At 64.7% G+C, this 24,558-nt stretch carries 27 protein-coding genes; 13 read left to right on the top strand and 14 right to left on the bottom strand.

Annotated elements, in window-relative coordinates; genetic code table 11:
- The first annotated feature begins 52 nt into the window (after nt 1-52).
- Entirely contained in the window at nt 53-1,363 is a 1,311-nt protein-coding gene (locus AB0323_RS15275; protein WP_366178066.1) for a serine/threonine-protein kinase, read from the top strand.
- Between the two features lie 25 nt (nt 1,364-1,388).
- On the opposite strand, the gene AB0323_RS15270 is transcribed toward AB0323_RS15275, so the two are convergent.
- Nucleotides 1,389-1,727: a transcription initiation protein gene (locus AB0323_RS15270; protein ID WP_366178065.1), complete on the bottom strand. Its 339-nt coding sequence runs from the start codon at nt 1,725-1,727 to the stop codon at nt 1,389-1,391.
- A 112-nt stretch (nt 1,728-1,839) separates the two neighbouring features.
- On the bottom strand, nt 1,840-2,097 hold the full coding sequence (locus tag AB0323_RS15265; protein WP_364542385.1) for a DUF6458 family protein: 258 nt from the start codon (nt 2,095-2,097) through the stop codon (nt 1,840-1,842).
- 219 nt (nt 2,098-2,316) lie between these two features.
- Between AB0323_RS15265 and AB0323_RS15260 the strand changes: the two genes are divergently transcribed.
- Nucleotides 2,317-2,658 (top strand): DUF1508 domain-containing protein, encoded by a 342-nt coding sequence (locus AB0323_RS15260; RefSeq protein WP_366178064.1) that lies wholly within the window; start codon nt 2,317-2,319, stop codon nt 2,656-2,658.
- A gap of 82 nt (nt 2,659-2,740) precedes the next feature.
- Here AB0323_RS15260 and AB0323_RS15255 read toward each other — a convergent pair whose 3' ends face one another.
- Both AB0323_RS15255 and AB0323_RS15250 read right to left on the bottom strand, forming a co-directional pair.
- Nucleotides 2,741-3,193 carry a hypothetical protein gene (locus tag AB0323_RS15255; protein WP_366178063.1) on the bottom strand — a complete coding sequence of 151 codons (453 nt, stop codon included), beginning with the start codon at nt 3,191-3,193 and terminating at the stop codon, nt 2,741-2,743.
- Between the two features lie 4 nt (nt 3,194-3,197).
- Nucleotides 3,198-4,502 carry an MFS transporter gene (locus AB0323_RS15250; protein ID WP_366178062.1) on the bottom strand — a complete coding sequence of 435 codons (1,305 nt, stop codon included), beginning with the start codon at nt 4,500-4,502 and terminating at the stop codon, nt 3,198-3,200.
- 498 nt (nt 4,503-5,000) lie between these two features.
- On the opposite strand from AB0323_RS15250, the gene AB0323_RS15245 reads away from it, so the two are divergent.
- From AB0323_RS15245 to fdxA, 8 genes are all read left to right on the top strand, one after another.
- A complete protein-coding gene (locus tag AB0323_RS15245) occupies nt 5,001-5,609 on the top strand; it encodes a cupin domain-containing protein (protein WP_366178061.1) in 609 nt (202 codons plus the stop codon).
- Nucleotides 5,610-5,838: 229 nt separating this feature from the next.
- Entirely contained in the window at nt 5,839-7,221 is a 1,383-nt protein-coding gene (locus tag AB0323_RS15240) for an FAD-dependent oxidoreductase (RefSeq protein WP_366178060.1), read from the top strand.
- Nucleotides 7,218-8,477, top strand: coding sequence for a CaiB/BaiF CoA-transferase family protein (locus AB0323_RS15235; RefSeq protein ID WP_366178059.1), 1,260 nt, complete (start codon nt 7,218-7,220; stop codon nt 8,475-8,477). The genes AB0323_RS15240 and AB0323_RS15235 overlap by 4 nt, the downstream gene beginning before the upstream one ends.
- A complete protein-coding gene (locus tag AB0323_RS15230; RefSeq protein ID WP_366178058.1) occupies nt 8,474-9,301 on the top strand; it encodes an enoyl-CoA hydratase-related protein in 828 nt (275 codons plus the stop codon). Before AB0323_RS15235 ends, AB0323_RS15230 begins: the two co-directional genes overlap by 4 nt.
- 57 nt (nt 9,302-9,358) lie before the next feature.
- Entirely contained in the window at nt 9,359-10,291 is a 933-nt protein-coding gene (locus AB0323_RS15225) for a dihydrodipicolinate synthase family protein (RefSeq protein WP_366178057.1), read from the top strand.
- The gene (locus AB0323_RS15220; RefSeq protein WP_366178056.1) at nt 10,291-11,076 is read left to right on the top strand and encodes an SDR family oxidoreductase; all 786 of its coding nucleotides are present in this window, start codon (nt 10,291-10,293) and stop codon (nt 11,074-11,076) included. Before AB0323_RS15225 ends, AB0323_RS15220 begins: the two co-directional genes overlap by 1 nt.
- 54 nt (nt 11,077-11,130) lie before the next feature.
- Nucleotides 11,131-12,606, top strand: a complete 1,476-nt coding sequence (locus AB0323_RS15215) for an aldehyde dehydrogenase family protein (protein WP_366178055.1) — start codon at nt 11,131-11,133, stop codon at nt 12,604-12,606.
- 6 nt (nt 12,607-12,612) lie between these two features.
- The gene (gene fdxA / locus AB0323_RS15210; protein WP_366178054.1) at nt 12,613-12,930 is read left to right on the top strand and encodes a ferredoxin; all 318 of its coding nucleotides are present in this window, start codon (nt 12,613-12,615) and stop codon (nt 12,928-12,930) included.
- 2 nt (nt 12,931-12,932) lie between these two features.
- Here the strand turns inward: fdxA and AB0323_RS15205 are convergent, their stop codons facing one another.
- From AB0323_RS15205 to AB0323_RS15185, 5 genes are all read right to left on the bottom strand, one after another.
- Nucleotides 12,933-13,244, bottom strand: a complete 312-nt coding sequence (locus AB0323_RS15205) for a DsbA family protein (RefSeq protein ID WP_366178053.1) — start codon at nt 13,242-13,244, stop codon at nt 12,933-12,935.
- 31 nt (nt 13,245-13,275) lie between these two features.
- The gene (locus tag AB0323_RS15200; protein ID WP_366178052.1) at nt 13,276-14,283 is read right to left on the bottom strand and encodes a 2-oxoglutarate and iron-dependent oxygenase domain-containing protein; all 1,008 of its coding nucleotides are present in this window, start codon (nt 14,281-14,283) and stop codon (nt 13,276-13,278) included.
- A gap of 54 nt (nt 14,284-14,337) precedes the next feature.
- Entirely contained in the window at nt 14,338-14,685 is a 348-nt protein-coding gene (locus AB0323_RS15195) for a VOC family protein (RefSeq protein ID WP_366178051.1), read from the bottom strand.
- A gap of 78 nt (nt 14,686-14,763) precedes the next feature.
- A complete protein-coding gene (locus AB0323_RS15190; protein WP_364542398.1) occupies nt 14,764-15,060 on the bottom strand; it encodes a hypothetical protein in 297 nt (98 codons plus the stop codon).
- A 101-nt stretch (nt 15,061-15,161) separates the two neighbouring features.
- Entirely contained in the window at nt 15,162-15,554 is a 393-nt protein-coding gene (locus tag AB0323_RS15185) for a nuclear transport factor 2 family protein (protein WP_366178050.1), read from the bottom strand.
- Nucleotides 15,555-15,770: 216 nt separating this feature from the next.
- Between AB0323_RS15185 and AB0323_RS15180 the strand changes: the two genes are divergently transcribed.
- Together AB0323_RS15180 and AB0323_RS15175 are read left to right on the top strand one after the other, a co-directional pair.
- On the top strand, nt 15,771-16,454 hold the full coding sequence (locus AB0323_RS15180; protein ID WP_366178049.1) for a hypothetical protein: 684 nt from the start codon (nt 15,771-15,773) through the stop codon (nt 16,452-16,454).
- A 392-nt stretch (nt 16,455-16,846) separates the two neighbouring features.
- Nucleotides 16,847-17,299, top strand: coding sequence for an Hsp20/alpha crystallin family protein (locus tag AB0323_RS15175; RefSeq protein WP_366178048.1), 453 nt, complete (start codon nt 16,847-16,849; stop codon nt 17,297-17,299).
- A 46-nt stretch (nt 17,300-17,345) separates the two neighbouring features.
- Here AB0323_RS15175 and AB0323_RS15170 read toward each other — a convergent pair whose 3' ends face one another.
- Entirely contained in the window at nt 17,346-18,830 is a 1,485-nt protein-coding gene (locus tag AB0323_RS15170) for an MFS transporter (RefSeq protein WP_366178047.1), read from the bottom strand.
- Between the two features lie 102 nt (nt 18,831-18,932).
- On the opposite strand from AB0323_RS15170, the gene AB0323_RS15165 reads away from it, so the two are divergent.
- A complete protein-coding gene (locus tag AB0323_RS15165; RefSeq protein WP_366178046.1) occupies nt 18,933-19,160 on the top strand; it encodes a hypothetical protein in 228 nt (75 codons plus the stop codon).
- 42 nt (nt 19,161-19,202) lie between these two features.
- Here the strand turns inward: AB0323_RS15165 and AB0323_RS15160 are convergent, their stop codons facing one another.
- The 4 genes from AB0323_RS15160 to rhaI all read right to left on the bottom strand — a co-directional run bounded on the left by AB0323_RS15160 (nt 19,203) and on the right by rhaI (nt 24,534).
- Complete coding sequence (locus AB0323_RS15160) at nt 19,203-19,628, bottom strand: hypothetical protein (RefSeq protein ID WP_366178045.1); 426 nt, start codon at nt 19,626-19,628, stop codon at nt 19,203-19,205.
- Nucleotides 19,629-19,856: 228 nt separating this feature from the next.
- Nucleotides 19,857-21,314 carry a rhamnulokinase family protein gene (locus tag AB0323_RS15155; RefSeq protein ID WP_366178044.1) on the bottom strand — a complete coding sequence of 486 codons (1,458 nt, stop codon included), beginning with the start codon at nt 21,312-21,314 and terminating at the stop codon, nt 19,857-19,859.
- Nucleotides 21,311-23,359 carry a bifunctional aldolase/short-chain dehydrogenase gene (locus AB0323_RS15150; RefSeq protein WP_366178043.1) on the bottom strand — a complete coding sequence of 683 codons (2,049 nt, stop codon included), beginning with the start codon at nt 23,357-23,359 and terminating at the stop codon, nt 21,311-21,313. The genes AB0323_RS15155 and AB0323_RS15150 overlap by 4 nt, the downstream gene beginning before the upstream one ends.
- Before the next feature lie 8 nt (nt 23,360-23,367).
- On the bottom strand, nt 23,368-24,534 hold the full coding sequence (rhaI, locus tag AB0323_RS15145) for an L-rhamnose isomerase (RefSeq protein ID WP_366178042.1): 1,167 nt from the start codon (nt 24,532-24,534) through the stop codon (nt 23,368-23,370).
- Nucleotides 24,535-24,558: the final 24 nt, after the last annotated feature.

Below are 24,558 nucleotides of genomic sequence, written 5' to 3'. Positions count from 1 at the left end.
CCAAGCAAGGGCCTAGACTGTACGGGCTCCATCGGTTCGAAGAAAGCGAGGTGTGAGCGTGCCGGGTGGCCCCACCACGGGAGACAGCGATGCCCTTGTGGCAGGTCGCTACAGGCTCGGAACCCTGATCGGACGCGGCGCCACAGCGTCGGTATACCGGGCGCAGGATGAAACGCTCGGCCGCCACGTGGCGCTGAAACTCTTTGCTCCCCTACTGGGAGGGCCGCACGAGCTTGCCCGGCATGAAAACGAGATGCGGCTCCTGGCAACATTCAACCATCCGTCCCTCGTCACCCTCTTCGACGCCGGTACCGACCACCGGGACCCGGAGCATGCCCGGACATTCCTCACGATGGAACTGATTCATGGTCCCGACCTGCATGCCAGATTGCGGAACGGAGCGCTGGCGACCCATGACGTGGCCCACATCGGGGCGGATCTGGCTTCGGCCCTGGAATACGTCCACGGGCGTGGGATCATCCACCGCGATATCAAACCCGCCAATGTCCTCCTGGCTGATGGTCCCGAAGGATCCCCCGTCCGGCCGAAGCTCACCGACTTCGGAATCGCCCGCATCATCGAAGGAACACGCCTGACAGCAACGGGCACCATGGTGGGAACCGCGGCATACCTGAGCCCGGAACAGGCCACCGGCTCCGCCCTCGGACCGGCGAGCGATATCTACTCCCTCGGACTCCTTCTCCTCGAATGCCTCACCGCAAAGCTCGAATATCCGGGGACGAGCGTCGAGTCGGCCGTTGCGAGGCTCCACCGACCGCCCCGTGTGCCGGAAGCCCTCGGGACGCAGTGGGTTGATCTCCTCACCGCCATGACATCGGCTCAGCCTTCTGCACGACCGGCCGCGCGCGACGTCGAGCAAGCACTGCGGAGTGCCCTCAGTTCCGGCGTCCCTGCGGCGATGCCCGTTGGCGCCAACGGAGCCACGAACACCCTTCCCCGCATGCCCGACCGCCCGCCCCGCATGCCCAAAACAGATATCCGGACGCGCGTTCAGCCCGTGGCAACGGCGGGCGGGAGTACCGTCGTCGTGCCGCCCGTAGGAAGCAAGCGCCCATGGCGGGGGAAACCGCCAAGCCGCGCCCGCAGATCGGCGTGGGCTTTCGGCGGAGCGCTTCTCACCAGCGCCCTGGTGATCGTTGGCGTGAGCGCCTTCCAGCCGCCCGCTCCCGCCGCCCCGGAGCCGTCCGTCACGGCAACGCCCACGCCCAGCGCCCCTACGTCAACCCCAACACCCTCACCGAGCATTGAGCAGGCATCGACGCCGGTTGCGCCGGTTGCGCCGGTTCCCGTGGTGCCGGCCCCCGGGCGCCACAAGGGCAACGGCAAGGGAAACGGCGGCTAGGAACCGGCGCCTGGGCTGACGAATGCTAGCTTTGCGGGTCATACATGAACTCGCGGAGCTCCTGCGGGCAACGGCAGGCCACCGCGATCTTCCTCGCCCACTCGACCGCCTCCCCGCGCGTCGGCAGCTCCAGCAACGTGAACCCGCCCTTGAGTTCGGAGCCCGGATAGATCTCGGTGCTCACCGAGCCGTCGGGTGAAACCAGCACGGGATCCACGTCCTCGTCGATCCCACCGCCGAAGACGTAGACGCCCGCGGCCTTCGCCTCCTCGATCACAGCGTGGGCATCGGCGGAGACCACCGGGAACTCCTCGTCGGTGAGTACCATCGCTTCGCTCGGGAAGGAGATGAGGTATTTGGTCATGCCTCGATGCTCCCCCAAGGCCGGCCCGGACGGCAATGGCGTGTTCGGCCACTGTTCGGGGGCACGGAAAAGGCGAGGGTCGGCGTGCCGACCCTCGCCTTCGTTCCGGTTCCTAGATTCCGCCGTCGCGCGTGTCCCTGGTCACGATGCGTTCCCCCGTGGCCGGGTCTACTGTGGCGCGGCTTTCGCTGATCCTACGGGTCCGGCGCGGGCCGAACACGAAGAGGGAAACGATCAAGCCGATCACTCCGACGACCATGAGGATGTAGCCGACCATATGGAGGTCGATGAATGACACGACATCCCCGGGGACGGCGAAGGCCAGAATGGCGCCTATCGCGATAAGGAAGATAGATGATCCGATACCCACTGCTGTACCTCCTGCTGAACCGCGGACCCGGCGGTGCGGGTATTACTAAGGTTGCTTTGCATTGAAAAAACTACACGTCAACACCTCATCCGGCAACCGCATGCCTGCATCCGGCATCCCCGCGGCACAGGAGCAAAAACAGTAAGGGTGCTTTGCTTTTTGGTGACTGCCGGGTACGGTCGAACAAGGACCATATGTATCTATTGGGGAGGCCAGCGAATGGCGGGCACGTTCGAACTGTTTGTCGATGCCCGCGAACGGTACCGGTTCCGGCTGAAGGCAGCGGACGGGACTGTCATGGCAGTCTCGAAGGATTTTGAGACCAAACGCGCCGCGGTGGCGGGAATCCGCGAAGTGCGGGCATGTGCGGGAATGGGACTGATCACGGACCTGTGTCCGAGCCAGCCGGCGGCATCCGGACCGGAACCGGGAATCCCCGCGCCGGACCCTGCCCAAGCGGGACCGGGCCGGGTCCGGAACTGGCTGGGCCGAACCTCCATAGTCCGTAGGCGGGGCTACAAAGCGCGCACGTCCAAGGGATGGCTGAACGGGTGGAAATAGCGGCGTCTAATAGCGGGGTCGCTTGGCGCCGAACCGTAGAAATGGCCGGGACTCAAAGGAGCCCCGGCCATTTCCGTCGCGCTTAGTACGTCTTCATGGCCTCCGGCGGCTGGGTGGTCCATTCGGTCTCGCTGGCCCGCATCCACGGATAAGGCAGGAGTTCGCCCAGACCGACCGTTCCGACTTCTCCCCCGGCATCAACCAGGACGGTAGCCTCGGCCCCGTAGTTCCGGAGCAGCTCCCGGCAAACCCCGCAAGGATTGGTGACCTGGGGCTCGCCGTGTTCGTCCATGCTGACGGCAACGGACGACCGGATGGAGGCTTCCTGCGCAATGCGGGCATTGGCGAGGGCACTGGATTCGGCACACACGTTGATTCGTTTGGAGCCGATGTGAAGGCCGAGATAGATCGCTCCCGACGCGCCCCGCATGGCGGCGGCCACCCGGTGGTTCTCGCCGTGATGGGCCGAGAGGAGCAGTTGACGCGCCGCGGTGTAGAGCTCCACATCGGACTGGCTGAGGTCAAAGGAGATCACGTTCCTAGCTCCCAATGAAGACTCCGTTCTTCCGCCGCGCCAGCACGTAGAACACAATGCTCAACACGGACAGAACGGCAACGTAAACCGGGAAGATCCACGACGCATTCATGGACTGGAGCCAGACCAGGAGGTAGGAAGCAGTGCCACCGAAGATGGCGACGCCGATTCCGTAACCGAGGGAAGTTCCGGCGCCGCGGCAGGATTTGGGCATGAGGGAACTCGTGACGACGTTGTACAGGGTCATGTTCAAGACCAGGACCACCGAGCCGCCCAGGAGGACGGCGGCGAATCCGCCGATGCCAGGACGGACGTACATCAGCATCAGGAAGACCGACGGAATGGACAAGGCTCGGGTGATCAGGAACCACTTGGAAATCGACTTGCCATCGGCGAACTTGCCGACCACCAGGCTGCCGACAACGAGCACCACGCCAAGAATGGTGGTGAGGGCGAAGACCGCAGTCGCGTCTTCTTTGAAGCCGCTGCGGGCAGCGGTGGGCAGTCCCGTATTCCAGGCGTAGTTGTAGGCTTGCGCCGCTCCAACGACGAAGGTAATCGCCAGCACGCTGAGCCAATGCTTGCGCACCCCGCCCCAAACAGCTTTCGAGGAGTTCTCGGCAAGCTCCTCGGGCCGCATGGTTTCCGGAAGGGTCCGGCGAAGGTAGACCACGACGAAACCGAAGATTGCCCCCACGATGAAGGGAACACGCCAACCCCAGTCGGCCATGACAGCACCGCTCAGCATCAGGCTGCACAGATAGCTGACCAGCGAGGCGAGCAGAATTCCCGAGTTGACGAAGAAAGAGATGATCCCTGCGACGAACCCTTCCCGTCCCATGGGAACCAGTTCGACGGCGTGTGCGGTGGAAAGCGGAGCTTCAACACCGGTGGAGACGCCCTGCACGATACGGCAGATCAGGAGGATGACGCCGGCGGCGCCGCCGATCTGCTGGTATGTCGGGCACAGTGCGATGATCAGCGTGGTGATCGCCATCATCATGATGGACCAGAGCATCACTTTTCGGCGGCCGATCCTGTCGGCGAAAGTGCCGAGCAGGACGCCGCCCAGCGGACGGAACGCGAAGCCGACTGCGAAGACCGCCAGGGCGTTGAGGGTTGCGGCGGTGGGGTCCTGCGAGGGGAAGAACTTTGGCCCGATGAAGGCCGACAGGAGTCCGAAGACCATCCAGTCATACCACTCAAGGGTGTTCCCGAGTCCGAGGCCCAGCAGCCCGCGGCGGATTTCCGGAGAGAGCCGGGTTTTCCGGGCGGTCTCCGGGCCATTCTTGACGACGGTGTCAGTCATGATTCTTTCCTTCCTCCGCACCTTCGCGGTGCGTGAGGGTACGGATCACCGTTGACATCCAGAGGGTATGGACGGTGATCGAAACTATCATTTTGGCTTGGTCCGGCAAGGCCGCACCAGCTCACTTCATGGGAAGCGAGTTAGCCCAGATAGCTACGCGTGCCTCTTCGTAGCGCTTTGAAGCAAACGGGGACATCCAGTCCTGTAAGTAGGGAGCGTGGATGGCTTGCTTGGATGCCGCAGGGTCAGCATGGGAATCACGAGGGTGGAGGTGGGGCTGGGCTGGGCCTTCCGCCAGAAGGCTGAAGCGTCCACGTTCCTGATCGTGTTGCAAACTTCCCCACGTGATGCGACTCACTTAACTATATTGAAGATATTCACTAGGTCAATGCTTTTGATCAATAGCCTTTGCTAGAGGAAAAATTTCACCAAACCATTGATTCGCTAAAATTTTTCACTATAGTTATGTGAGTCAGCTCACCGAGAGAAAGCTGGATCATGACCAACGAGAGCATCACGGCATCCTCACCGGCCGGCACGAGCGCGCTTCTGGCAACTGTCGGCAACAAGGTCCGCACGATGCGCAAGGACAAGGGGATGACCCTGTCCAGACTCTCGGAAATCACCGGGCTCAGCCCGGCGATCGTCAGCCAGATCGAACGTGGGCTGGCCAATCCATCATTCACTACTTTGGCACAGCTCGCCCACGGCCTGGACATTCCCGTCGGGAAGTTCTTCCTCGGCCAGGAAGAAACGAGGTCGCCGGTTGTCCGTAAGTCCGAGCGGCGAAACCTCAAAGGCGTCACCAAAAAGTCCGTGGGAGAGGCAGTTTATGAACTCCTGACCCCGGACCTCAATGGCGCGTTGGAGGCCCAATGGATCGTGAGTCCGCCAGGCCACGACACCAGCGCCACTCCTTTTCGCCATAGCGGCGAGGAATTCGGCATCATCCTGTCGGGAAAGAAAGACGTCTACCTCGACGGTGAGTGCTACACGCTTGAGGCGGGCGATTCGATCACCTTCTCCTCGGATACGCCTCACTGGTACAAAAACAGCTACGAAGAGGTATGCGTAGCAATCTGGGTAAACGCCCCTCACGTGTGGTGACCAGCCGGCGTTAGCCGCCGCTCGATCCCACACACGTACGGACCCTTGGACGTCCGTCCGCAAACATCTCCACTTCCGTGTGCAGGTCCCCCGGGACCTCTACTCGTCATGCCCTCTGCCAGGGGCTGGTTCGCTGCGTACACCCGCCGCGAGCCCCTCCTGAGCACCTCGTCTATACCCCGGCAACCGTTCCAACGGCATGCCTGCCGGGAAGTAAGGATCCTCCACCATGAACTCCTTTGCCACCACATCGTCACTGGAACTCAGTACGACGACGGCGGATCTCACCGCGCCCGTCATCTCCCGCTCCGATGTCCTCGTGGTCGGCGGTGGGCCTGCCGGCGTGGCCGCCGCCGTCACCGCAGCACGGTCCGGCGCATCGGTCACGCTCCTGGAACGCTACTCCTCGCTCGGTGGCCTCGCCTCCGGAGGCATGGTCCTAGTGCTCGACGACATGATCAACGGCCAGGAAATCACGGTCACCGGCATCGTTTCGGAGTACGTGGAACGGCTGCAGAAGCTGGGCCTGGCAATCGTGCCACCTGCCGATGACCGCAAGACCTCCGAGGAACTCTGGAACAAGTGGGGCCGCTACGGCACCTTCGACTTCCACTCCCACACGAACCCCAAGCCGATTTGCTATGCCGCAGCCTTCGACCCCGACGGCTGGAAGCGGGTCTCCAACGACCTCGTCCGCGAAGCCGGAGTCAACCTCCGCCTGCACTCGTGGTTCTCCAGCCCGATCGTGGACAACGGCGTCATCAAGGGTGTCATCTGCGAGACCAAGTCCGGCCCGCAGGCGTTCATGGCGGACATCGTCATCGACACGACCGGAGACATCGACGTCGCTTCCCGTGCCGGCGCCAGCCATATCAAGGACAGCTACCTCACCACGCTCGTCTTCCGCCTCGGCAACGTAGACACCGCCGCCGCAGAAGCGTTCGAACAGGCCAACCCGAAGGAAGCCCGTGCCATCAACCGCACCATCAAGCGGCTCCTCGGCGGGGCCTGGGAACTGTGGTGGCTCAAGACACCCATCGACGGCGTCGTCTGGTGCAACGCTCCCCACATGACCGGGTACGACGGCGTGGACCCCGCAGACATGACCGCCGCCGAGTTTGCCGCGCGGGACCGGATCACCGAGGCGGTCGAGTACGTCCGCGCCCACCTGCCGGGCTTTGAGAGCTGCTACATGCTCGATGTCGCCTCCCAAATGGGCGTACGGCAGACCCGCCTGCTCGAGGGCGAATACGTCATGACGAAGGACGACGTCACCTCCCGCCGCCACTTCGCGGACACTGTGGCCCGCGGCCGCGACTACTACTACCCGTACCGCTCGCTGCTTCCCAAGGAAGTGGACCAGTTGCTCGTGGCCGGCCGCCACTACTCGGCCACCCCGGAAGCGCAAAAGATGTCCCGGGAGATTCCGCCCTGCATGGCCATGGGCCAGGCAGTCGGCGTCGCCGCCGCGCTGGCGGTCGGGAACGGGACCCTCGTCCGCGAGGTTTCCGCGCTGGAGATCCAGCAGGGCATGCGCCGGCACGGTGCAGATCCGGGCGACGTCCCGTCGTCGAACGCTACCCTCGACAGCGAAGCGGTGGTGGGGGCATGAGCACCGACACCCTCCTCGATGAGTTTGAGGAAACCACGACGGCGGCGCCCGCCGCCGCTGCCAAGCCCAACGGCATCCCGCTCCCCCTCGACGGCATCAAGGTCGTGGACTTCACCCAGGTGTTCATGGGACCGTCCTGCACCCAGCTCCTGGGCGACTACGGCGCGGACATCATCAAGGTGGAACGTCCGGGCGCCGGCGACATCTCGCGCAACTCATTCCCGGACAAGGACGGCCAGGACAATCCCATCTTCCTGTCCATCAACCGGAACAAGCGCAGCGTTTCCGTGGATACCCGCACCGACGAGGGCAAGGCCGTCCTCCGCCGGATCATGGCCGACGCCGACGTCGTCGTCAGCAACTTCCGATCCGGCGTGATGGAGCGGATGGGCTTCGGCTACGAGGAACTCAAGGCCGGGAACCCCGGCATCATCTGGGCCTCGGGCACGGGCTTCGGCCCGGCCGGGCCCTACTCCCACAAGGGCGGCCAGGATGCGATCGCACAGGCCTACTCAGGCGTGATGTGGCGGCGCGAGTCGGACGACGTTAAGCCGGCCATCTACCCCACGACGCTGTGCGACTACATCACGGGTATGCACCTCATGCAGGGCATCCTGCTGGCATTGCGCACCCGGGAGACATCCGGCGTCGGGCAGAAGGTCGAGGTGACGATGTACGACTCCATGCTCCACTTGCAGATGCAGGAGGCATGCATGCAGCTCAACCGCGGCTACGAAGTCAACTGGGGAGCCATGCCGCTGAGCGGAGTCTTTGAAACCACCGACGGCGCCGTCTGCATGGTGGGCGGTTTCACCCCCGATCCGCTGGCCCGGATTTCCGAAGCGCTGGGCCTGGACGAAGACCTCACCCAGCGGCCGGAGTTCGCGAACCTTGAGCAGCAGTTCAAGCACAAGCCGGCCCTGCAGGCGATCTTCCGGGAACGCATCGCCACGAACACCACCGAGTATTGGACCAACCAGCTGGAAAGCCAAGGACTCCTCAACGCGCCCGTCCACACCTTGGAACAGGCTTTGGCGGATGCGCAGACGGAGGCCAACGGCATGATCGTGGAAGCCGAGCACCCGGGCGTGGGCACGGTGAAGATGCTCAATGCCCCCATTCGCTTGTCCGCTACCCCGCCTTCCGTCCGGCGGGTGGCGCCGCGGCTCGGCGAGCACAACATGGAGGTCCTGCTGGAGAACGGTTTCGACGCCGAAACCATCGAGCGCTTGCAGGAGTTGGGGGTACTCCGGTGACTGCTTCGATCGACGAAAAGACCACCTCAGCTCCCAACGCAGTTGACCAGGTCACGCTGACCATCGAGAACCACGTGGCCACGGTAGTGATCGACCGCCAGCACGTGCTCAACGCGGTGGACGGGACTGCCCAGGCCCGGCTCAATGACATCTGGAACCGGATCGAAGCGGATCCTGACGTGCGCGCCGTCGTCATCACCGGCGCCGGCACGCGGGCGTTCTGCGTCGGGGCGGACATGTCCGCCTCTGCCGTGGACAAGACCGGGCTGCAGTACTGGGCGGAGCTTGACCCCAACGGTTTCGGCGGACTGAGCCTGCGCACGAGCCTGGACATTCCGGTCATTGCCCGGGTGAACGGCTATGCGCTTGGCGGCGGCATGGAGATCGTGCTCGGCGCCGACATCGTCGTCGCCGTTGACACTGCCCGCTTCGGCCTCACCGAACCGCGCGTCGGACGCTTGGCGCTCGACGGCGGCATCCACCAGCTGGTGCGCCGCGTCCCGTACACCCAAGCGATGGGCATGCTCCTCACCGGCCGCAAGGCCGAGGCTGCGGAGATGCAATCGATGGGCTTGGTCAACGAAGTGGTTCCCGCAGCTGAGCTCGATGCCGCGGTGCAGCGCTGGGTGGACCAGATCCTCGCCTGCGCGCCCAGTTCCGTCCGGGCCGTCAAGCAAATGGTCAGCAGGACCAGCCATTTGAGCGCTGCGGAAGCCCGCGGCCTCAGGTTGCCGGCACTCATGGCCGCACTCGACAGCGAAGACTCCGCCGAAGGCGTGCGCGCCTTCCAGGAAAAGCGCCCGCCTGTGTGGCCGGGCCGTTGAATGGAGCACGAACAGATGCAAGACCCCGAACCTCAGCACGAATGGAAGGACAATCCAATGCGGGAAGCACTAGCACCCGGGGTGTGGGGCGTCGTCGCCACGCCATTCCAGGGCAGCACCCTCGATGTGGACACCGACAGCCTGGCCCAGCTGGTGGAGCACTATGAATCCGTCGGCGCCACAGGGCTGACTGTCCTGGGCGTCTTCGGAGAGGCCGCTGCCCTGACCGCAGCCGAGCGCAGCCTGGCGCTGGAAGTGGTGGTCGAAGAAACCCGATTGCCCCTCGTGGTCGGTGTGACCTCGCTCTTCACGGGCACTGCGGTCGAAGAAGTCCGGGCCGCCCAAGCCGTGGCGGGAGACCGGATCGCGGCAGTCATGGTGCAGGCAAATTCAGCACGGCCGGAGGTGGTCATCGCTCACTTGAACGCCATCCACCAATCAACAGGCGCCAAGGTTGTCCTGCAGGACTACCCGCTCGCCAGCGGTGTCAGCATCAGCACAGAAGCACTCATTTACGTGGTCCAGGCCTGCAAGTTCGTCGTCGCGGTCAAGGCCGAGGCCCCGCCCACCAGCGTGGCGATCGCCAAACTTGCAGCCGCCCTCGACGTCTCCGTGTTCGGCGGGCTGGGCGGCCAGGGGCTCCTTGATGAGCTGGTGGCCGGCGCTGCCGGAGCCATGACGGGGTTCTCCTACCCGGAAGCGCTCGTGGCCTGCGTCCGCGCCTGGGCGTCGGGCGGCTACGACGCCGCCCGGGACGCATTGCTCCCGTACCTGCCGCTCATCAACTTCGAGCAGCAGGCCCGGATCGCCTTGGCGGTCCGGAAGGAGTGCTTCCGCGAGCGGGGCTTGATCAAGGACTCCGGTGTCCGCCCGCCGGCGGCTCCTTTCCCCGACGTCCTCAGGAACGGAATGTTGACGCATCTGGCTGAAGCGGCCGCCGCTTTGGAGCTCTCCCTTACCCCGACCGCCCGCACAGCAGGAGGGCTCTGATGGACTTCGGAATCAACGGCAGGACCGCATTCGTCGCCGCCTCCACAGGAGGGCTGGGACTGGCCGTCGCCCGTGGCCTCGCGGCCGAAGGCGTCCAGGTGGCCATCACCGGCCGCCGCGGCGAGCTGGCCGAGAAGATCGCGGCGGAGCTGCAGGCAGACGGCCACAGCGCCGTGGCCGTCGAAGCGGACCTCAGTACCGCGGACGGGGTGAGCGCCGCCGTCGAACGCGCCGTGGAACTGCTCGGCCCCATCGACATCCTCGTCCTCAACGGCCCCGGCCCCAAGCCCGGGGCGGCAGCGAGCCTTGGCGCCGACGACATCACAGCGGCGTTCGAGCTGCTCGTGAGACCGCACCACGCCCTTGTCTCCAGGATCCTCCCGGGGATGCGGGAGCGGCGCTGGGGACGGATCCTGGCCATTGGATCCAGCGGAATTGCGGCGCCCCTGCCCAACCTCGCCGTCTCGAACACGGGCCGCGCAGCATTGGCCGGTTACCTCAAGACACTCGCGGCGGAAGTGGCCCTCGACGCCGTCACGGTCAACATGCTCCTTCCCGGACGCATCGCCACCGATCGCGTCGCCGAATTGGACAGGGCGGCGGCCAAACGCCGCGGCACCACACCGGAGGAAATCCAACTCGAATCGCGCAAGACCATCCCTGCCCGACGCTACGGCGACCCGGAGGAGTTCGGCGCCGCCGGCACCTTCCTCTGCAGTGCCCCCGCTTCCTACATCACCGGCGTCGCGCTCCGCTGTGACGGAGGCCTGATCCGGAGCCTCTAGCCCCGAGCAGCCTTCGCCCAACAAGCCGACAAGCCTTACTAGCCAAGGATTACCATGACTTCCACCGCCACCGAATCCGCAACGTCCACCCGCCAGGACGTTGCCGCAGCGCAACACCTGATCAACGGCGAATGGACCGGAGAGCCTGAAATCCAGCGGACCAACCCGGCCCGCCCGGATGAACTCGCTGCCCTCTCCCCGAGCGGTACCGCCGACGACGTCGACGCGGCCATCACAGCCGCTGCCGCCGCCCAGCCGGCGTGGGCAGCGCTGCCCGCACCCGCCCGCGGCGCGATCCTCATGACCGCCGGCAACCTGCTCGCAGAACGCCAAAGCGCGATCGCCGAAGACCTCGTCCGCGAGGAAGGCAAAACCCTCGCCGAAGCCAAGGGAGAGGTCAAACGCGCCTCGGACGTGCTGCGCTTCTTCGGCTCCCTGGGCTGGGCCGCCACCGGCGAAGTACTTCCCAGCGGCCTCCCGGACACCACCATCACCACCCGGCGCGAGCCGCTCGGCGTCGTCGGGCTCATCACCCCCTGGAACTTCCCCATCGCCATCCCGGCCTGGAAGGCCGCCCCCGCACTCATCAGCGGTAACGCCGTGGTCATCAAGCCGGCCGAACTGACACCGCTCTCCGCGACGCACCTTGCCCGCGCCCTCAAGGACGCCGGGCTTCCCGGCGGAGTTTTCAACGTGGTCCACGGCAAAGGCCGCGTGGTCGGAGACGCTCTGGCACGCGATCCCCGCATCGCCGGGCTGTCCTTCACCGGCTCCACCAAAGTGGGGCTCGGACTCCAGGAAATCCTGAATGCGCGCCGCGCCCGCGTCCAGCTCGAAATGGGCGGCAAGAACGGCGTCCTGGTCCTCGACGACGCCGATCCGCAGAAAGCCGCCGCGGTAGTCGCAGCCGGCGCGTTCGGGCTCACAGGGCAGGCATGCACCGCGACGTCGCGCGTCTACGTCACCCCGGGCGTCCGTGACGCATTCCTCGAAGCCCTCGTCGCCGAGGCCGCCAGCTACACCGCCGGTGACGGGCTCGACGGCGCCAAGATGGGCGCTGTGGTGAGCACCCAGCAGTTCGAGCAGGACCAAGCTGCGGTGCGCACCGCCGTCGAACGCGGCGCCACCCTCCTTCACGGAGAGTACGACGGCGACCCGACCGGCGCGCTGCTCTTCCCCGCCGCTGTCCTCACGGATATTCCGTTTGACGACGCCGCTGTCACGGAGGAAATCTTCGGTCCGGTGGTCGCGGTCCTGGAGGTCCCCGATTACGAGGCCGGACTCGCCGCGATCAACGACTCCCGCTACGGCCTCACCGCAGGCATCTGCACCGACTCCCTGGCCCTGGCCACGGACTTCGCGGCGCGGGCGCAGGCTGGAGTGATCAAGGTCAACCGTCCCACGGCGGGCCTGGACTTGAACGTGCCGTTCGGTGGCGTGAAGGACTCCTCCACGAACACCTTCCGCGAGCAGGGCAAGTCCGCGCTGGACTTCTTCACTTGGGGCAAGACCGTTTATACCGGTGTGTAGCGCGTCATGACCTACGTGATCGCGCAGCCCTGCGTCGACGTCAAGGACAAAGCCTGCATCGACGAATGCCCGGTCGATTGCATCTACGAAGGCGAACGCTCGCTCTACATCCACCCGTCCGAATGTGTGGACTGCGGTGCGTGCGATCCCGTGTGCCCTGTTGAGGCGATCTACTACTCGGACGACGTTCCGGATGAGTGGGCCGACTATGTCAGGGCCAACGTGGAGTTCTTCGAGGAACTGGGATCTCCGCAAGGAGCATCGGCGCTGGGGAACCTCGGCAGGGACCACCCTGTGGTTGCAGCGGCACCAGTTCCTGGCTGATGCTATGCGGCCAGCCTGGCTTGGATCGCCTCTCGAAGCGACTCCAGGCTGGGCAGGCCCGAGAGGCCGCCGGCCGTACGGTAGACCCGGCACGTCATGGCCGGTTCCGCCGTGGAGGGGAAGAGGTCGACTCCGTTCACCATGAATGTCGGGGATCCGTGGAATCCGGACGCGGCGGCTTCTTCGTCGGTCATGATCTCCCTGGCCGCAATCAAGGCAGGGGCCTTCCCTTCCAGTTCCGCGGCCCGTGCGAACAGTTCCCGGGCCGCTGAGCCGTGCGGACAGTCCTGGATGGTGAGCAATTCGAAGTCCATGGCCCTATTATCCGGCGCCGCACCGTCCGGGTCACAGCAGGTCGGCGTGATGCTCCGCGACGACGTTCGGGTGGGCCCGAAGCCGGTAACGGAGGGCGTTGTCCCCGTAGGTTTCCAGAATCGGGCTGTTCGAAGGGTCAACCGACAAGCCACGCGCTTTTGCCTGGAATTCCGTGCTCATGGCAAGCCGCGGCATGGTCGCGTCAAGGGCGGGATTGTAGAAGAAGGGAAGGGAAATCCGGTCCGTGCCTCGAAGCGGCGAGATCACCCGGTGCAGGGTCGCCTTGAGGTAGCCGTTGGTGGCCAGCTCAAGCATTTCGCCGATATTGACCACGAATGTCCCCGGCACCTGGGGCGCGTCGATCCACTTCCCTTGGTACTCGACCTGGAGACCGCCCTTCCCGGGCTCGACCAGCAGAAGCGTGAGCACTCCGCCGTCGCGGTGGGAACCCACGCCCTGCTTCGGTTCCGGGTTCGACTCCCCCGGATATCTCACAATTTTGAGGACGGGGAAAGCCCGCGCGGCGAATGCCGCATCAAAGGTGTCCTCGGGCGCTCCCAGGGAAACTGCCAGGGCCCGCAACAACGCAAGTGAGATGGCGCTCAGCCGCTCGGTCCATTCCGAGACGATTTCCCGCATCTCAGGCAGCGCAGCCGGCCACAGGTTGGGCCCCTCGAGGCGCCAATATTCGGCGACACCCGGGCCCGGCTCAACTGCGTCACGTTCGACGCCGATGTCGATCTGCTCCCGCCAGTCGATCCCACCGTCCGTGAGCTCGCCGCCAACGCGGGTGTAACCGCGGAACTGGGGGCTGTGGACATTCTCAATAGCGAGCTTCTCTTCTTCCGGCAGCTCGAAAAAACGGCGCGACACGTCGAGGATGGCGTCCGTCAGGTCCTGCGGGATTCCGTGGCCGGCCAGGTAGAGGAAACCAACCTCATGCATGGCGTCCCGCAGTTCGTTACGGAACCTGGAGGCCTCGTCCGGGCCTGCATCCAGACGGGAGAAATCGATCACGGGCAATGTGTCGAGCGTCAATGCACTTCGTCCTTTTCATCGAATGCCGCGAGCGTGCGGATTGTCCCGTCGCCTTCAGCCCGGCTCCTTGGGATGCCACACACCGAAACGGTTGCCGTGCGGGTCCAGGAGGTGTGCGAACTCGATCGAGCCGTTATCGACGAACGGGATGGCTACGCTCGCGCCGAGCGACTCCGCCTTGGCGATCGCGGCCTTCACATCGTCTACTTGTACGTAGAAGATCGCCCACGACGTTCCCTCAAGCGAGGAAGTGTCCCACAGCCCACCCTTGTCGCCGTTCACCATCTGGTAGCCGGCAGGCGAGGGCTCACCGAAGGTCCAGTCGAAGAGCGAGCCGTAGAAGGCCCGCGCCCTCCCGGGATCGGGCGAACCGACTTCGAAGTAGTTCACTGTGGACGCCATGGCTGTCTCTTTTCGACTTCCGCCGCAGATAGAGGAGGGAGGCCGCCCGCGAGACCTGGGGGCGGCCTTTTCGAATAGTTAGGGCAGGACCTTGTAGAGGTCTACGACTGTCTCCTCCGGGGGCGACTCGAATCCGCCCTCGATGCCCGCCTGCATGCGGGGCATGAGGATGCCGTCGCGGAATTTCTCCCAACTTTCCTTCGACTCGTGGACGGCCATGATGGTCCAGCCGCCGGCCGACGGGCCTGCGGCATGGAAAGTCTGACCGTCGGGCAAGAGCCCCTCTCCTGGGTGGACCGCGGCGATAGACGCCTCGTATTGTTCCTTCGTGCCTCCTGGGAAGAAGTGCACGACTCCGTAGGGTGCGGCTTCCATATCTGCTCCTTGCTGGTGTCGAGGGTGTGGACATGCCAAGCAATAGACCCCGCTGCCCGGGATGTCAATGCGTTTTCACAGGCAGGATCCAAATCCCGGATTCAGGTCCAGAATTCGTCTGCCTTTGCCGTGTCCTCGAAAAACTCCCGGCCCTCTACAACCTTTCCGTCGCGGAGCACGAAGGCGATGGCAGTTGCCATGTCCAGGGCCTTTCCGTTGTTTTCGGCGTGTGTCTGCTGAAGTGCTATTGTGTGCTCTTCTCCGCCGACGACGTCTTGGACCACCGCTTGGAAGGACCCTTGGGAACGCGCTCCCAGCTCGCCAAAATAGGCCAGTATGGCGTCGCGTCCTTGCTTCGTCCCGGACAGCACGCCGCTTCCAGCTGCGTACCAAACCGCATCCTCTGCGAACAGCTCGCTGAGTGTCGCCAGATCACCTGTGTTGAAGGCCTCGTACCCCCGCCGGACCAATTCGGCGTTTTCTGTAGCTCCCATGTTCGGATACCTCTCCGTCATCCTCGTCGGTCAATGGGACGGCTTAAGGCTATTCCTGGGCTGGGTGCCTGTCGACGGAAAGCTCCAAGTCCGGGGACCACGCCAAGGCCCCCTGCCGCCAATTCAGTGGCAAGCTTGACCACACAAACTCCGCACTGATCGGCTTTGGGCAACGAGGCTCTTGAGACACGTCGGGGCCGGTGGGACGATGAAGCAGTGAATCCCTTCTTCGAATTTGTCGGCCAGTTCTGGTGGCTGGTCTTTCCGCTGAGCGGATTGGCCGGCGGTTGGGCGCGGTCCTGGTCCAGGGCCAGCGAAAGGCGGCATCGCCGTCGGGTGGAGCTCTATCAGCTCCAGAACCGTGCGGCGCAAGCGGAGCAGGCCAGCCAGGCCGAGGTCCTGCGGCTGCAAGAGGCGCACGACGCGGTGAACCGGCGATGGCTAGAGTACGAACTCGACGTCGGGAAACTCATCGATTTTCCGGTCATGTCGGATGTCCGCGAGCCGCTCACGGTGGCGTTTCTTCGGGCCAAACGGGAGGCTGACGGCTTGCGTCCGGCAACTCCGGAAGAAATCACGACGGCGGCCCGGCTGGCGGAGTATCGCATGGCCGTCCGCGGCTTCGAGCTGGCGTTCGATGTGGCGGAGCGGGAAGCCAGACGCATCAAGGACAGCAATTTCACAGAGTCCGAGCGTCAGCGTCTGGCGACCGCGAGGAAGCTGCTCAGGATTGCTTCGGATAGTGCCGCGACGCCGGCCGAGCGGCAGACGGCGTACAGGCGCGCCCGGCGCGAATTGGATGGTCTGATTGTGCTGCCCGAAGCGACGATCGCCGCCCTGGAAGAGAAGATTGCCGGAATACTCGACGCGCCAAAGGCTCCGGACTTCCATCAAAGCTGATAGAAGCCGTTCTCAGTGTTTGAAGCGATGAATGATCACGTATTTGTGATGCTTCCGGTGACGGGTCTTGGCACGACGTGGAGTCAGTCCTAGAGGCGGTAGCCCAAGAGATTTCCGCCTGGCTGACAATCGAATATTTGCGTAAACCAGGAAAAGAAAGAAGCCCAAGGAAGGGATGAGCAGCACGAGAATCCAAGCCAAATTGCTCACGGCGCGCCTCCTATGCTCAGTTTCCGACCGAGCAAAGCTGTCGTCAAGGTTGCGCTATTCGGTAGTGCACACCACCTCAGCAGACACCGTGGGGCTATCCACGGAGCCGTGCGAGGCGTAGCTTTTTTCTCATCCCGGCAAGTCTGTTTTGGCTGGGAGCCGGCACTTATGAGGAGGACATCATGGACAACTTTCTCCGACGCGGCGGACTCGAAGTCCCGGAGCCCGTCCGACGCTTCCTTCAAGGCGAATCCGATCCTTCGCTCCGCATCGAGCAATACCAGGAGGGGGACACGCTCGTGGTCAGAGTGGATCTGCCGGGAATCGATCCGGAAACCGACGTCGACATCAGCGTGTCCGACGACAACCTGCATATCCAGGCTCGGCGCGAAGAGGATGCCGAACGCATGGACAAGAGGGGCTACCGCAGCGAGCTCCGCTACGGCGAACGGTCCCGCAGCATCCCGTTGCCCCGCGGCGTGAGCCAGGACGGCATCATCGCCACGTACGAGGACGGCGTCCTCGAAATCCGTATCCGGGTCCCCGAACAGCCAGAGACGCCGACCACCAAAATCCGCGTTGTCCGTACGGGTGGCCGCGAAGCCAACCAGTCTCCGGAGGAGCCGCTGACCTAGCTCAGCCAACTGGCCCGGCCCGCGACGCAGGCCTAAGGACGCAAGCCTAAGGACCTCCGTTCCGTCCGTTTGGCCGCCGCACTTTTTGGAGCCGCGGGGCTGGCCGCCTGTCCTGGGGAGCGGCGGCCTCGAGGTCAGTGGCGGGCATTGCGAGGACGGCGACGACGGTGAGCGCTGCGCTCACAAGCACGGCGAGGAATACCGCCGCAGAGGCGAATACAACTGCCTGCGAACTCTTCCCGCCACCGGGGCTGCCGGCGTAGATCGCATTGGCCACGGCCCCGAAAACGGCTACGCCAAGCGAGCTGCCGATGGATCGCGCGAAGAGGTTGGTGCCCGTTACGACTCCGCGTTCGTGCCATTCGACGCTGGACTGGGCTGCGATCAGGCTCGGGGTAGCAAGTAGCCCCAGTCCGAGTCCGGCGACAAAGCAGCTGCCTGCGACGAGCACGAGATTCGGTGTGTATGCCGTAATGGCGAGGGCAGCCGAACCGATGAGGGTGATGGTGATCCCGATCAATGCTGTTGCCCTGAAGCCGATCCGGAGGTAGAAACGGCCCGACTGCGAGGCGCTGATCGGCCAGCCGATTGTCAGGGCCGCCAGGGACAGGCCCGCAGTGAGTGGCGACACCGAAAGCGCGCCTTGAAGGAAGGTGGGAACGTACGAGGTGAGGCCAAGCACGATTGCTCCAGCCCCGAAGGAGATCAGTGCGGTCGTGGCAAGAAGGCGCCTCGACACGACCCACGGCGGAAGGACAGGTTCAGCCGCTCGTCTTTCGACCACGACGAAGGCAACGAGCAGGACTGAACCAACGGCGAACACTGCGATGCTGATCGGAGAGTCCCAGGCCCATGCCTGGCCACCTTCCAGGGCGCCGAGGATGGTCAAGGTTAACGTGACCGTGAGAAGCGCGGCTCCAAGATAATCGACGCGGTGCTTTACCCGTTCGATGTTCTCCTGGAACCTTTGCACGAGCATCCACGCAGCCACGATGCAGAGCGGAACGTTGACCAGGAAGATTCCGCGCCAGACTCCAAGCGAAGAGAACACCCCGCCCAGAGTTGGACCGACAACCGATGACGTCGCCCACACGCTCGCGAGGTAGCCTTGCACCTTCGCGCGCTCGGCCAGGGTGTAGATATCGCCCGCGATGGTAATGGCCACGGGCAGAACTGCGCCGGCGCCCAAGCCCTGCACTACGCGGAAGGCGATGAGCGCGGGCATGCTCCACGCCAACCCGCAAAGGATCGATCCGAGCAGGAAGAGTCCAATGCCAGTGAGAATGATCGGTTTCCGACCCGCCATGTCGGAGAGTTTCGCGTAGACCGGAACCGAGACGGCCTGCGCGAGCAGGTAGGCGGAGAAGAGCCACGGAAACGAGGCGAACCCACCGATTTCATGCACGATCGAAGGCACGGCGGTGGCCACGATGGTGGCATCGATCGCGACGAGACCGCTCGAGAGCATCAGGGCTATGAGTATCGGGCCCCGCTTGGAACGAAAGCCTACGCCGTCGCTTTGAGTTGCCATGTCGGCCCTGTCTTTCCCCTACGCTCGGGCGTATCCTAATTACGTTTCCGGCACCGGCCCTCGGCCGGCATTTTTCTGCACCCACTCAGTTAGGCGTCATCCATGGAGATGAACATCAGGGACCACTGGGACATGCTCAGCCCCGAAACGCAGCACTGGCTAACGGACAACCCTGGATGCGTGGTTTTGCCGCGAACCATCACGGAAATAATCCATCAGGAAACCGGCATCACCCCGGATTCCGACCGCCATAGCCAAGTCAGCCTCTCCCCCGAGGACCTGAGCTTCATCCGGGCCAAGGCTGAAGGAGGCCAGGTCCGGCCGAAGTAACCGACGCCGCCGAAGTAACCGACGCCGATGTTACCGACCCGGTCAGTTGTCGCCGTCTTCATCCACCGACGCCGGTTGATCGTCTTCATCCGCCGGCGCCGGACGATCGGCTGCCTTTCGCAGTGGCCCGACGGCCCCCTCCTTGCCATAGTCCCCCTTGGCGTACTGGCCGATTTCCGACTCTGCTGTGCGCCCCGGAACCGCTCCAGCTTCGCCGAGGTCTGCCTTTGCGTAGCGCCCGGATTCCTTGGCCTGCTCGCCCAAGGGTTCGGGCAAGCCTCCTTGACTGCCGGCCGCGCCGTAGTCGCCTGCGATGTATTGGCCTTCTACGTCTTCGGAGTGCCGCCCGGGCTCCGTTCCGGTCTTGCCGTAGTCCCCCTTGACGTATCGGCCGCGCAGTTCCGGTTTCACGGGAACTCCGCTTTTCTCCTCTTCAGTGGGTTCTTCGACGCCGCTGCTTTCGGTCATGATCTTGCCTCTCCCGCAACCAACCTCGCGTCTCCTTGGCGCCCCTTAAGTTTATCGACGGGCTTTGCGGGGCAACAGGGCCACGCGTTGTCCTCAGATCGCGCTCATATACCAACTCCCGCATGCGTTCCAACGTGCCGAGAGTCCGGACCGTGATGTGCTGGTCGTCCGGTTCCGGCTCCATACCGGACAGCAACTCGGCAGCGGTGACAGATCCAAGGAGGAAGATCACGTAGTGGGCATGTTGCCCAGGCCCGGCTCGTAGCTTTCAAGGCCGACGCTGGCCCTCACGAGTGCCCGGAGTTCGGACAGGCCTCCCGTAACCGCTCCTGCGGCCCGGGCCTGAACCAGCACGTTCCCGAGCGCCGTGGCTTCCACGGGGCCGGCAATAACCGTCTTCCCGCTGGCGTCCGCTGTGAGCTGGCACAGCAGCCTGTTTTGGGAGCCGCCGCCCACGATGTGGACCACCGACGTCTGCTTGCCGGACAGTTCCTCGGCGCGTGCCAGGGTCCTGGCGTAACCTGCCGCGAGGCTGTCCAGGATGCAGCGCACGACGGCGGCCGGCCGGTCCGGAAGGACGGCACCGCCCGCGCGAACCGCAGAGCGAATACGGTCCGGCATGTTCTCCGGCGCGATGAACGCCGCATCGTCGGCGTTGATCTGGGGGCCTCCGGCGGGAAGTGCCGCCGCGGACTCCAGGAGCGCGGCTAGTTCCTGTCGATGCCCTTCGGCGGCCCAAGTGCGTTGGCATTCGCTGAGCAGCCACAGTCCGCCGACGTTGCGCAGGTACCTGATGGTGCCGTCGACGCCCCTCTCGTTGGTGAAGTTGGCCAAGCGGCTTGCTTCATCGAGGACCGGGCTGTCCAATTCCACACCGACGAGGGACCAGGTGCCGGAGGAAATGTAGGCGAAGTCTTCCTGCCGGGCCGGAACGGCTGCCACGGCCGAGGCGGTGTCGTGCGATCCCACGGCAACCACAGCAGTCTCCGCCCGCAACCCCGTCCTGGCCGCGATCTCCGGCAAGAGGGTGCCTACGGTCCCGCCCGGCTGGATGATGGCCGGGAACAGGTTTTTGGGCAAGCCGAGTGCCTTGAAGAGGTCGCCGGCCCACTCCCCCGCGACGGCGTCAAAAAGCCCGGTGGTGGACGCATTCGTGGCCTCGGTACGGCGTTGCCCGCTCAGCTTGAACGCAATCAAGTCCGGGATGAGCAACGCCTGGACGCCGCGCAGTTCGCGTTCGGTGGCGAGCTGGTAGAGCGTGTTGAACTGGAGGAACTGCAGTCCGGTGGCGGCGTAAAGCCGCGCCTGGCCCAGCACCTTGTGGACGTCCGCGACGGCGGTGCGGCCGCGCTCGTCGCGGTAGCTGAACGGCTGCGCGATCAGCTTGCCGGCTTCATCCACGAGCCCGTAGTCGACGGCCCACGTGTCGATCCCGATGCTGGCGATCCGCTCCCCGCTTGCGGCAGCCGTTCCGGCGGCCGCCGCAAGTCCCGTGAGCACCTCGTCGAACAGGGCGTCGAAGTCCCAGTGCAGTCCGCCGTCGAGCTCTACGACCCCGTTGGGGAATCGGTGCACTGTTTCGAGCTCGGCCCGCCCGTCGGTGACCCGGCCGAGCATGACGCGGCCCGAGGACGCTCCGATATCGACCGCCGCGAAAACGCGGCCGGCATGGGCTTGCCCGTTCATCGGAGGAAGGCGGCCGCGACGCCCGCGTCCACCGGGATGTGCAGGCCCGTGGTGTGCGAGAGTTCGTTGCTGGTGAGCACGGCGGCCGCGTTGGCCACGTGCTCGGGCAGCACTTCGCGCTTCAGCAGGGTGCGCTGGGCGTAGTACTTGCCCAGCTCTTGCTCGTCCACGCCGTAGACGGCGGCGCGCTTGGCGCCCCAGCCTCCGGCGAAGATCCCGGAGCCGCGGACCACGCCGTCGGGGTTGATGCCGTTGACGCGGATGCCGTACTCGCCCAGTTCGGCGGCAAGCAGGCGGACCTGGTGGGCCTGGTCAGCCTTGGTGGCGGAGTAGGCGATGTTGTTCGGACCGGCGAACACCGAGTTCTTTGAGGAAATGTAGACGATGTCCCCGCCGAGGCCTTGGTCGATCATGACCTTCGCCGCGGCTTTGGAGACCAGGAACGAGCCCTTGGCCATGACGTTGTGCTGCAGGTCCCAGTCCTTCTCCGTGGTTTCCAGGAGCGGCTTGGAGATGGACAGTCCCGCGTTGTTCACCACCAGGTCCAGTCCGCCGAAAGCCAGGACGGCTTCCTGGATGGCGGCGGCGATCTGGGCTTCGTCGGTGACGTCTGCCTGGACTCCGATGGCGACGTCGTCACCGCCGAGCTCGGCCGCGACTGCTTGCGCGTTGTCCAGGTTGAGGTCGGCGATGACCACGCAGGCGCCCTCCGCGGCGAGGCGGGTGGCGATCGCCTTTCCGATGCCCGACGCCGCGCCCGTCACCAAGGCGACGCGCGTGGCGTGGGACTTTGGTTTAGGCATCCGCGCCAGCTTGGCCTCCTCGAGCGCCCAGTACTCGATCCGGAACTTCTCGGATTCCTCGATCGGGGCGTAGGAGGAGATGGCCTCGGCACCGCGCATCACGTTGATCGCGTTCAGGTAGAACTCGCCGGCCACGCGGGCAGTCTGTTTGTCCTTGCCGTAGGAGAACATGCCCACTCCCGGGACCAGGACTATGGCCGGGTCCGCGCCGCGCAGGGCCGGGGAGCGGCCGGGGACGGCGTGGCGGTCGTAGTAGGCCTGGTAGTCCTCGCGGTACGCGGCATGGAGTTCCTTCAACCGGGCCACGGACTCCTCGATGCCCGCGCCGGCGGGCAGGTCCAGGACGAGGGGCTTGACCTTGGTGCGCAGGAAGTGGTCCGGGCAGGAGGTGCCCAGCGCACCCAGGCGCGGGTGCTCGGCTCCTTCGAGGAACTCCAGGAGACGGGCGTCGTCGCTGAAGTGGCCCACCTGCGGTTTGTCTGCCGAGGCAAGGCCGCGGATCACCGGGGCCAGGGCGGCCGCTTTGGCTTTCCTTTCGGCTTCCGGGAGCGCAGCATAGCCGGGGAGCTTGGCGCCGAAAGGCGCGGCCTTGCCGTTCTGGGCAATGTAGCGTTCGGCCTGCACGATGATCCAGAGGGAGTTGGCCTCGGCTTCCTCACTCGTTTCGCCCCACGCGGTGATGCCGTGGCCGCCCAGGATCGTGCCGATGGCCTGCGGATTGGCTTCCTTGATCGCCGCGATGTCCAGTCCCAGCTGGAACCCGGGCCGCCGCCAGGGAACCCACACGACCTTGTTACCGAAGATCTTGGACGTCAGCGCTTCGCCGTCCACCGCCGTCGCAATCGCGATGCCCGAGTCCGGATGCAGGTGGTCCACGTGCGCGGCGTCGACGAGTCCGTGCATGGCGGTATCGATCGACGGCGCGGCGCCGCCCTTGCCGTGCAGGCAATAATCGAAGGCGGCCACCATTTCGTCTTCGCGCTCGACGCCGGGGTAAACGGACTTGAGTGCCTGCAGCCGGTCCAGGCGCAGGACCGCCAGGTTTTCAGCCTTCAAGGTTCCCAGGTCGCCTCCTGAGCCCTTGACCCAAAGGAGCTCGACGTCCTCCCCGGTGACCGGATCCTTGTCCGTGCCTTTCGCGGAGGTGTTGCCGCCGGCGAAATTCGTGTTCCGTTTGTCCGCGCCGAGGCGGTTGGAACGGGTGATCAGATCTTCAACAGTCTTGTTAGTTGTGTTCTGCATATTCATGCCTAAGCGCCCCATCCGGCTTGCTGGCCGCCCACGCGGTCCTCGTTGATCTTCTTTTGGTAGCCACTGGCCTTGAACGCTGTCATCGGGTCCGCTGGCAGGCCCCGCGATTCGCGCCATTGCGCCAGCATCGGCCGGACGTCCGTGTAGAAGGCATCGTTGAAAATGCCGTTCGCGGCCAGGACATCGCCTTCGCGCTGCGCCTCGGCCAGTGCATCCGTGTCGATGAGGAGTGCGCGGGCGGTCATTTCCTGGACGTTGAGCACGGAGCGGATCTGGCCGGGGATTTTCTCCTCCAGGTTGTGGCACTGGTCCAGCATCAGGGCAACACCTGACTCTTTCCCGAAGCCGCCGCCGCGGATGACCTCGTGCATGATGCGGAACAGCTGGAACGGATCCGCGGCACCGACGATCAAGTCGTCATCAGCGTAGAAGCGCGAATTGAAGTCAAAGGAACCGAGCTTGCCGAGCCGCAACAGCTGCATGACGATGAACTCGATGTTGGTGCCCGGGGCGTGGTGGCCGGTGTCCAGGCAGACGAAGGCCTTCTCCCCCAGCGCCTGTGTCTGGGCGTAAGAGGTGCCCCAGTCCGGAACGTCGGTGTGATAGAAGGCCGGCTCGAAGAACTTGTACTCCAGGACCAGGCGCTGGGTTTCTCCGAGGCCCGCGTAAATCTCCTGCAGGGATTCTGCCAAGCGGTCCTGGCGGCCGCGCATGTCGTCTTGGCCGGGATAGTTGGTTCCGTCAGCCAGCCAGACCTTCAGGTCCCGGGAGCCGGTGGCGTGCATGATGTCGATACACTCCAGGTGGTGCTCGATCGCCCGGCGACGCACGGCAGCGTCGGAGGACGTCAGGGAGCCGTACTTGTATTCATCGTCCTGGAATGTGTTCGAGTTGATCGTCCCCAGCCCCACGCCAATGCTCTCTGCGTACTCGCGCAGGGCGGAGTAATCATCCACCTTGTCCCAAGGGATGTGCAATGCCACGGTCGGGGCAAGGCCGGTCAGTTCGTGGACTTTCGCGGCGTCGGCCAGCTTCTCCTGGATGGTCCGCGGGGTGCCGGGCGTTCCGAACACCTTGAATCGCGTGCCCGAGTTGCCGTAGGCCCAGGAGGGAACCTCGATGGCCAGTTCCCCGAGGCGGCCCAGGGCCGTTTCCATGGTGTTCATGATTGTTCCTTCTGTTGCCTGTGT

This window comes from Arthrobacter sp. NPDC080031 (assembly GCF_040702485.1).
Lineage (GTDB): Bacteria > Actinomycetota > Actinomycetes > Actinomycetales > Micrococcaceae > Arthrobacter.
The sequence above is the reverse complement of the archived record's forward strand: the minus strand, read 5'-3'. Positions and strand labels throughout refer to the sequence as shown.

Excerpts from the sequence above, each read along its gene's own strand:
- AB0323_RS15240 (WP_366178060.1), top strand. The coding sequence starts at position 5,839 with ATGAACTCCTTTGCCACCACATCGTCACTGGAACTCAGTACGACGACG.
- AB0323_RS15160 (WP_366178045.1), bottom strand. The coding sequence starts at position 19,628 with ATGACCGAAAGCAGCGGCGTCGAAGAACCCACTGAAGAGGAGAAAAGC.
- AB0323_RS15195 (WP_366178051.1), bottom strand. The coding sequence starts at position 14,685 with ATGGCGTCCACAGTGAACTACTTCGAAGTCGGTTCGCCCGATCCCGGG.
- AB0323_RS15250 (WP_366178062.1), bottom strand. The coding sequence starts at position 4,502 with ATGACTGACACCGTCGTCAAGAATGGCCCGGAGACCGCCCGGAAAACC.
- AB0323_RS15155 (WP_366178044.1), bottom strand. The coding sequence starts at position 21,314 with ATGAACGGGCAAGCCCATGCCGGCCGCGTTTTCGCGGCGGTCGATATC.
- AB0323_RS15215 (WP_366178055.1), top strand. The coding sequence starts at position 11,131 with ATGACTTCCACCGCCACCGAATCCGCAACGTCCACCCGCCAGGACGTT.
- AB0323_RS15190 (WP_364542398.1), bottom strand. The coding sequence starts at position 15,060 with ATGGAAGCCGCACCCTACGGAGTCGTGCACTTCTTCCCAGGAGGCACG.
- AB0323_RS15245 (WP_366178061.1), top strand. The coding sequence starts at position 5,001 with ATGACCAACGAGAGCATCACGGCATCCTCACCGGCCGGCACGAGCGCG.
- AB0323_RS15205 (WP_366178053.1), bottom strand. The coding sequence starts at position 13,244 with ATGGACTTCGAATTGCTCACCATCCAGGACTGTCCGCACGGCTCAGCG.
- AB0323_RS15150 (WP_366178043.1), bottom strand. The coding sequence starts at position 23,359 with ATGCAGAACACAACTAACAAGACTGTTGAAGATCTGATCACCCGTTCC.
- AB0323_RS15260 (WP_366178064.1), top strand. The coding sequence starts at position 2,317 with ATGGCGGGCACGTTCGAACTGTTTGTCGATGCCCGCGAACGGTACCGG.
- AB0323_RS15165 (WP_366178046.1), top strand. The coding sequence starts at position 18,933 with ATGGAGATGAACATCAGGGACCACTGGGACATGCTCAGCCCCGAAACG.
- fdxA (WP_366178054.1), top strand. The coding sequence starts at position 12,613 with ATGACCTACGTGATCGCGCAGCCCTGCGTCGACGTCAAGGACAAAGCC.
- AB0323_RS15225 (WP_366178057.1), top strand. The coding sequence starts at position 9,359 with ATGCGGGAAGCACTAGCACCCGGGGTGTGGGGCGTCGTCGCCACGCCA.
- AB0323_RS15185 (WP_366178050.1), bottom strand. The coding sequence starts at position 15,554 with ATGGGAGCTACAGAAAACGCCGAATTGGTCCGGCGGGGGTACGAGGCC.
- AB0323_RS15270 (WP_366178065.1), bottom strand. The coding sequence starts at position 1,727 with ATGACCAAATACCTCATCTCCTTCCCGAGCGAAGCGATGGTACTCACC.
- rhaI (WP_366178042.1), bottom strand. The coding sequence starts at position 24,534 with ATGAACACCATGGAAACGGCCCTGGGCCGCCTCGGGGAACTGGCCATC.
- AB0323_RS15170 (WP_366178047.1), bottom strand. The coding sequence starts at position 18,830 with ATGGCAACTCAAAGCGACGGCGTAGGCTTTCGTTCCAAGCGGGGCCCG.
- AB0323_RS15235 (WP_366178059.1), top strand. The coding sequence starts at position 7,218 with ATGAGCACCGACACCCTCCTCGATGAGTTTGAGGAAACCACGACGGCG.
- AB0323_RS15175 (WP_366178048.1), top strand. The coding sequence starts at position 16,847 with ATGGACAACTTTCTCCGACGCGGCGGACTCGAAGTCCCGGAGCCCGTC.
- AB0323_RS15220 (WP_366178056.1), top strand. The coding sequence starts at position 10,291 with ATGGACTTCGGAATCAACGGCAGGACCGCATTCGTCGCCGCCTCCACA.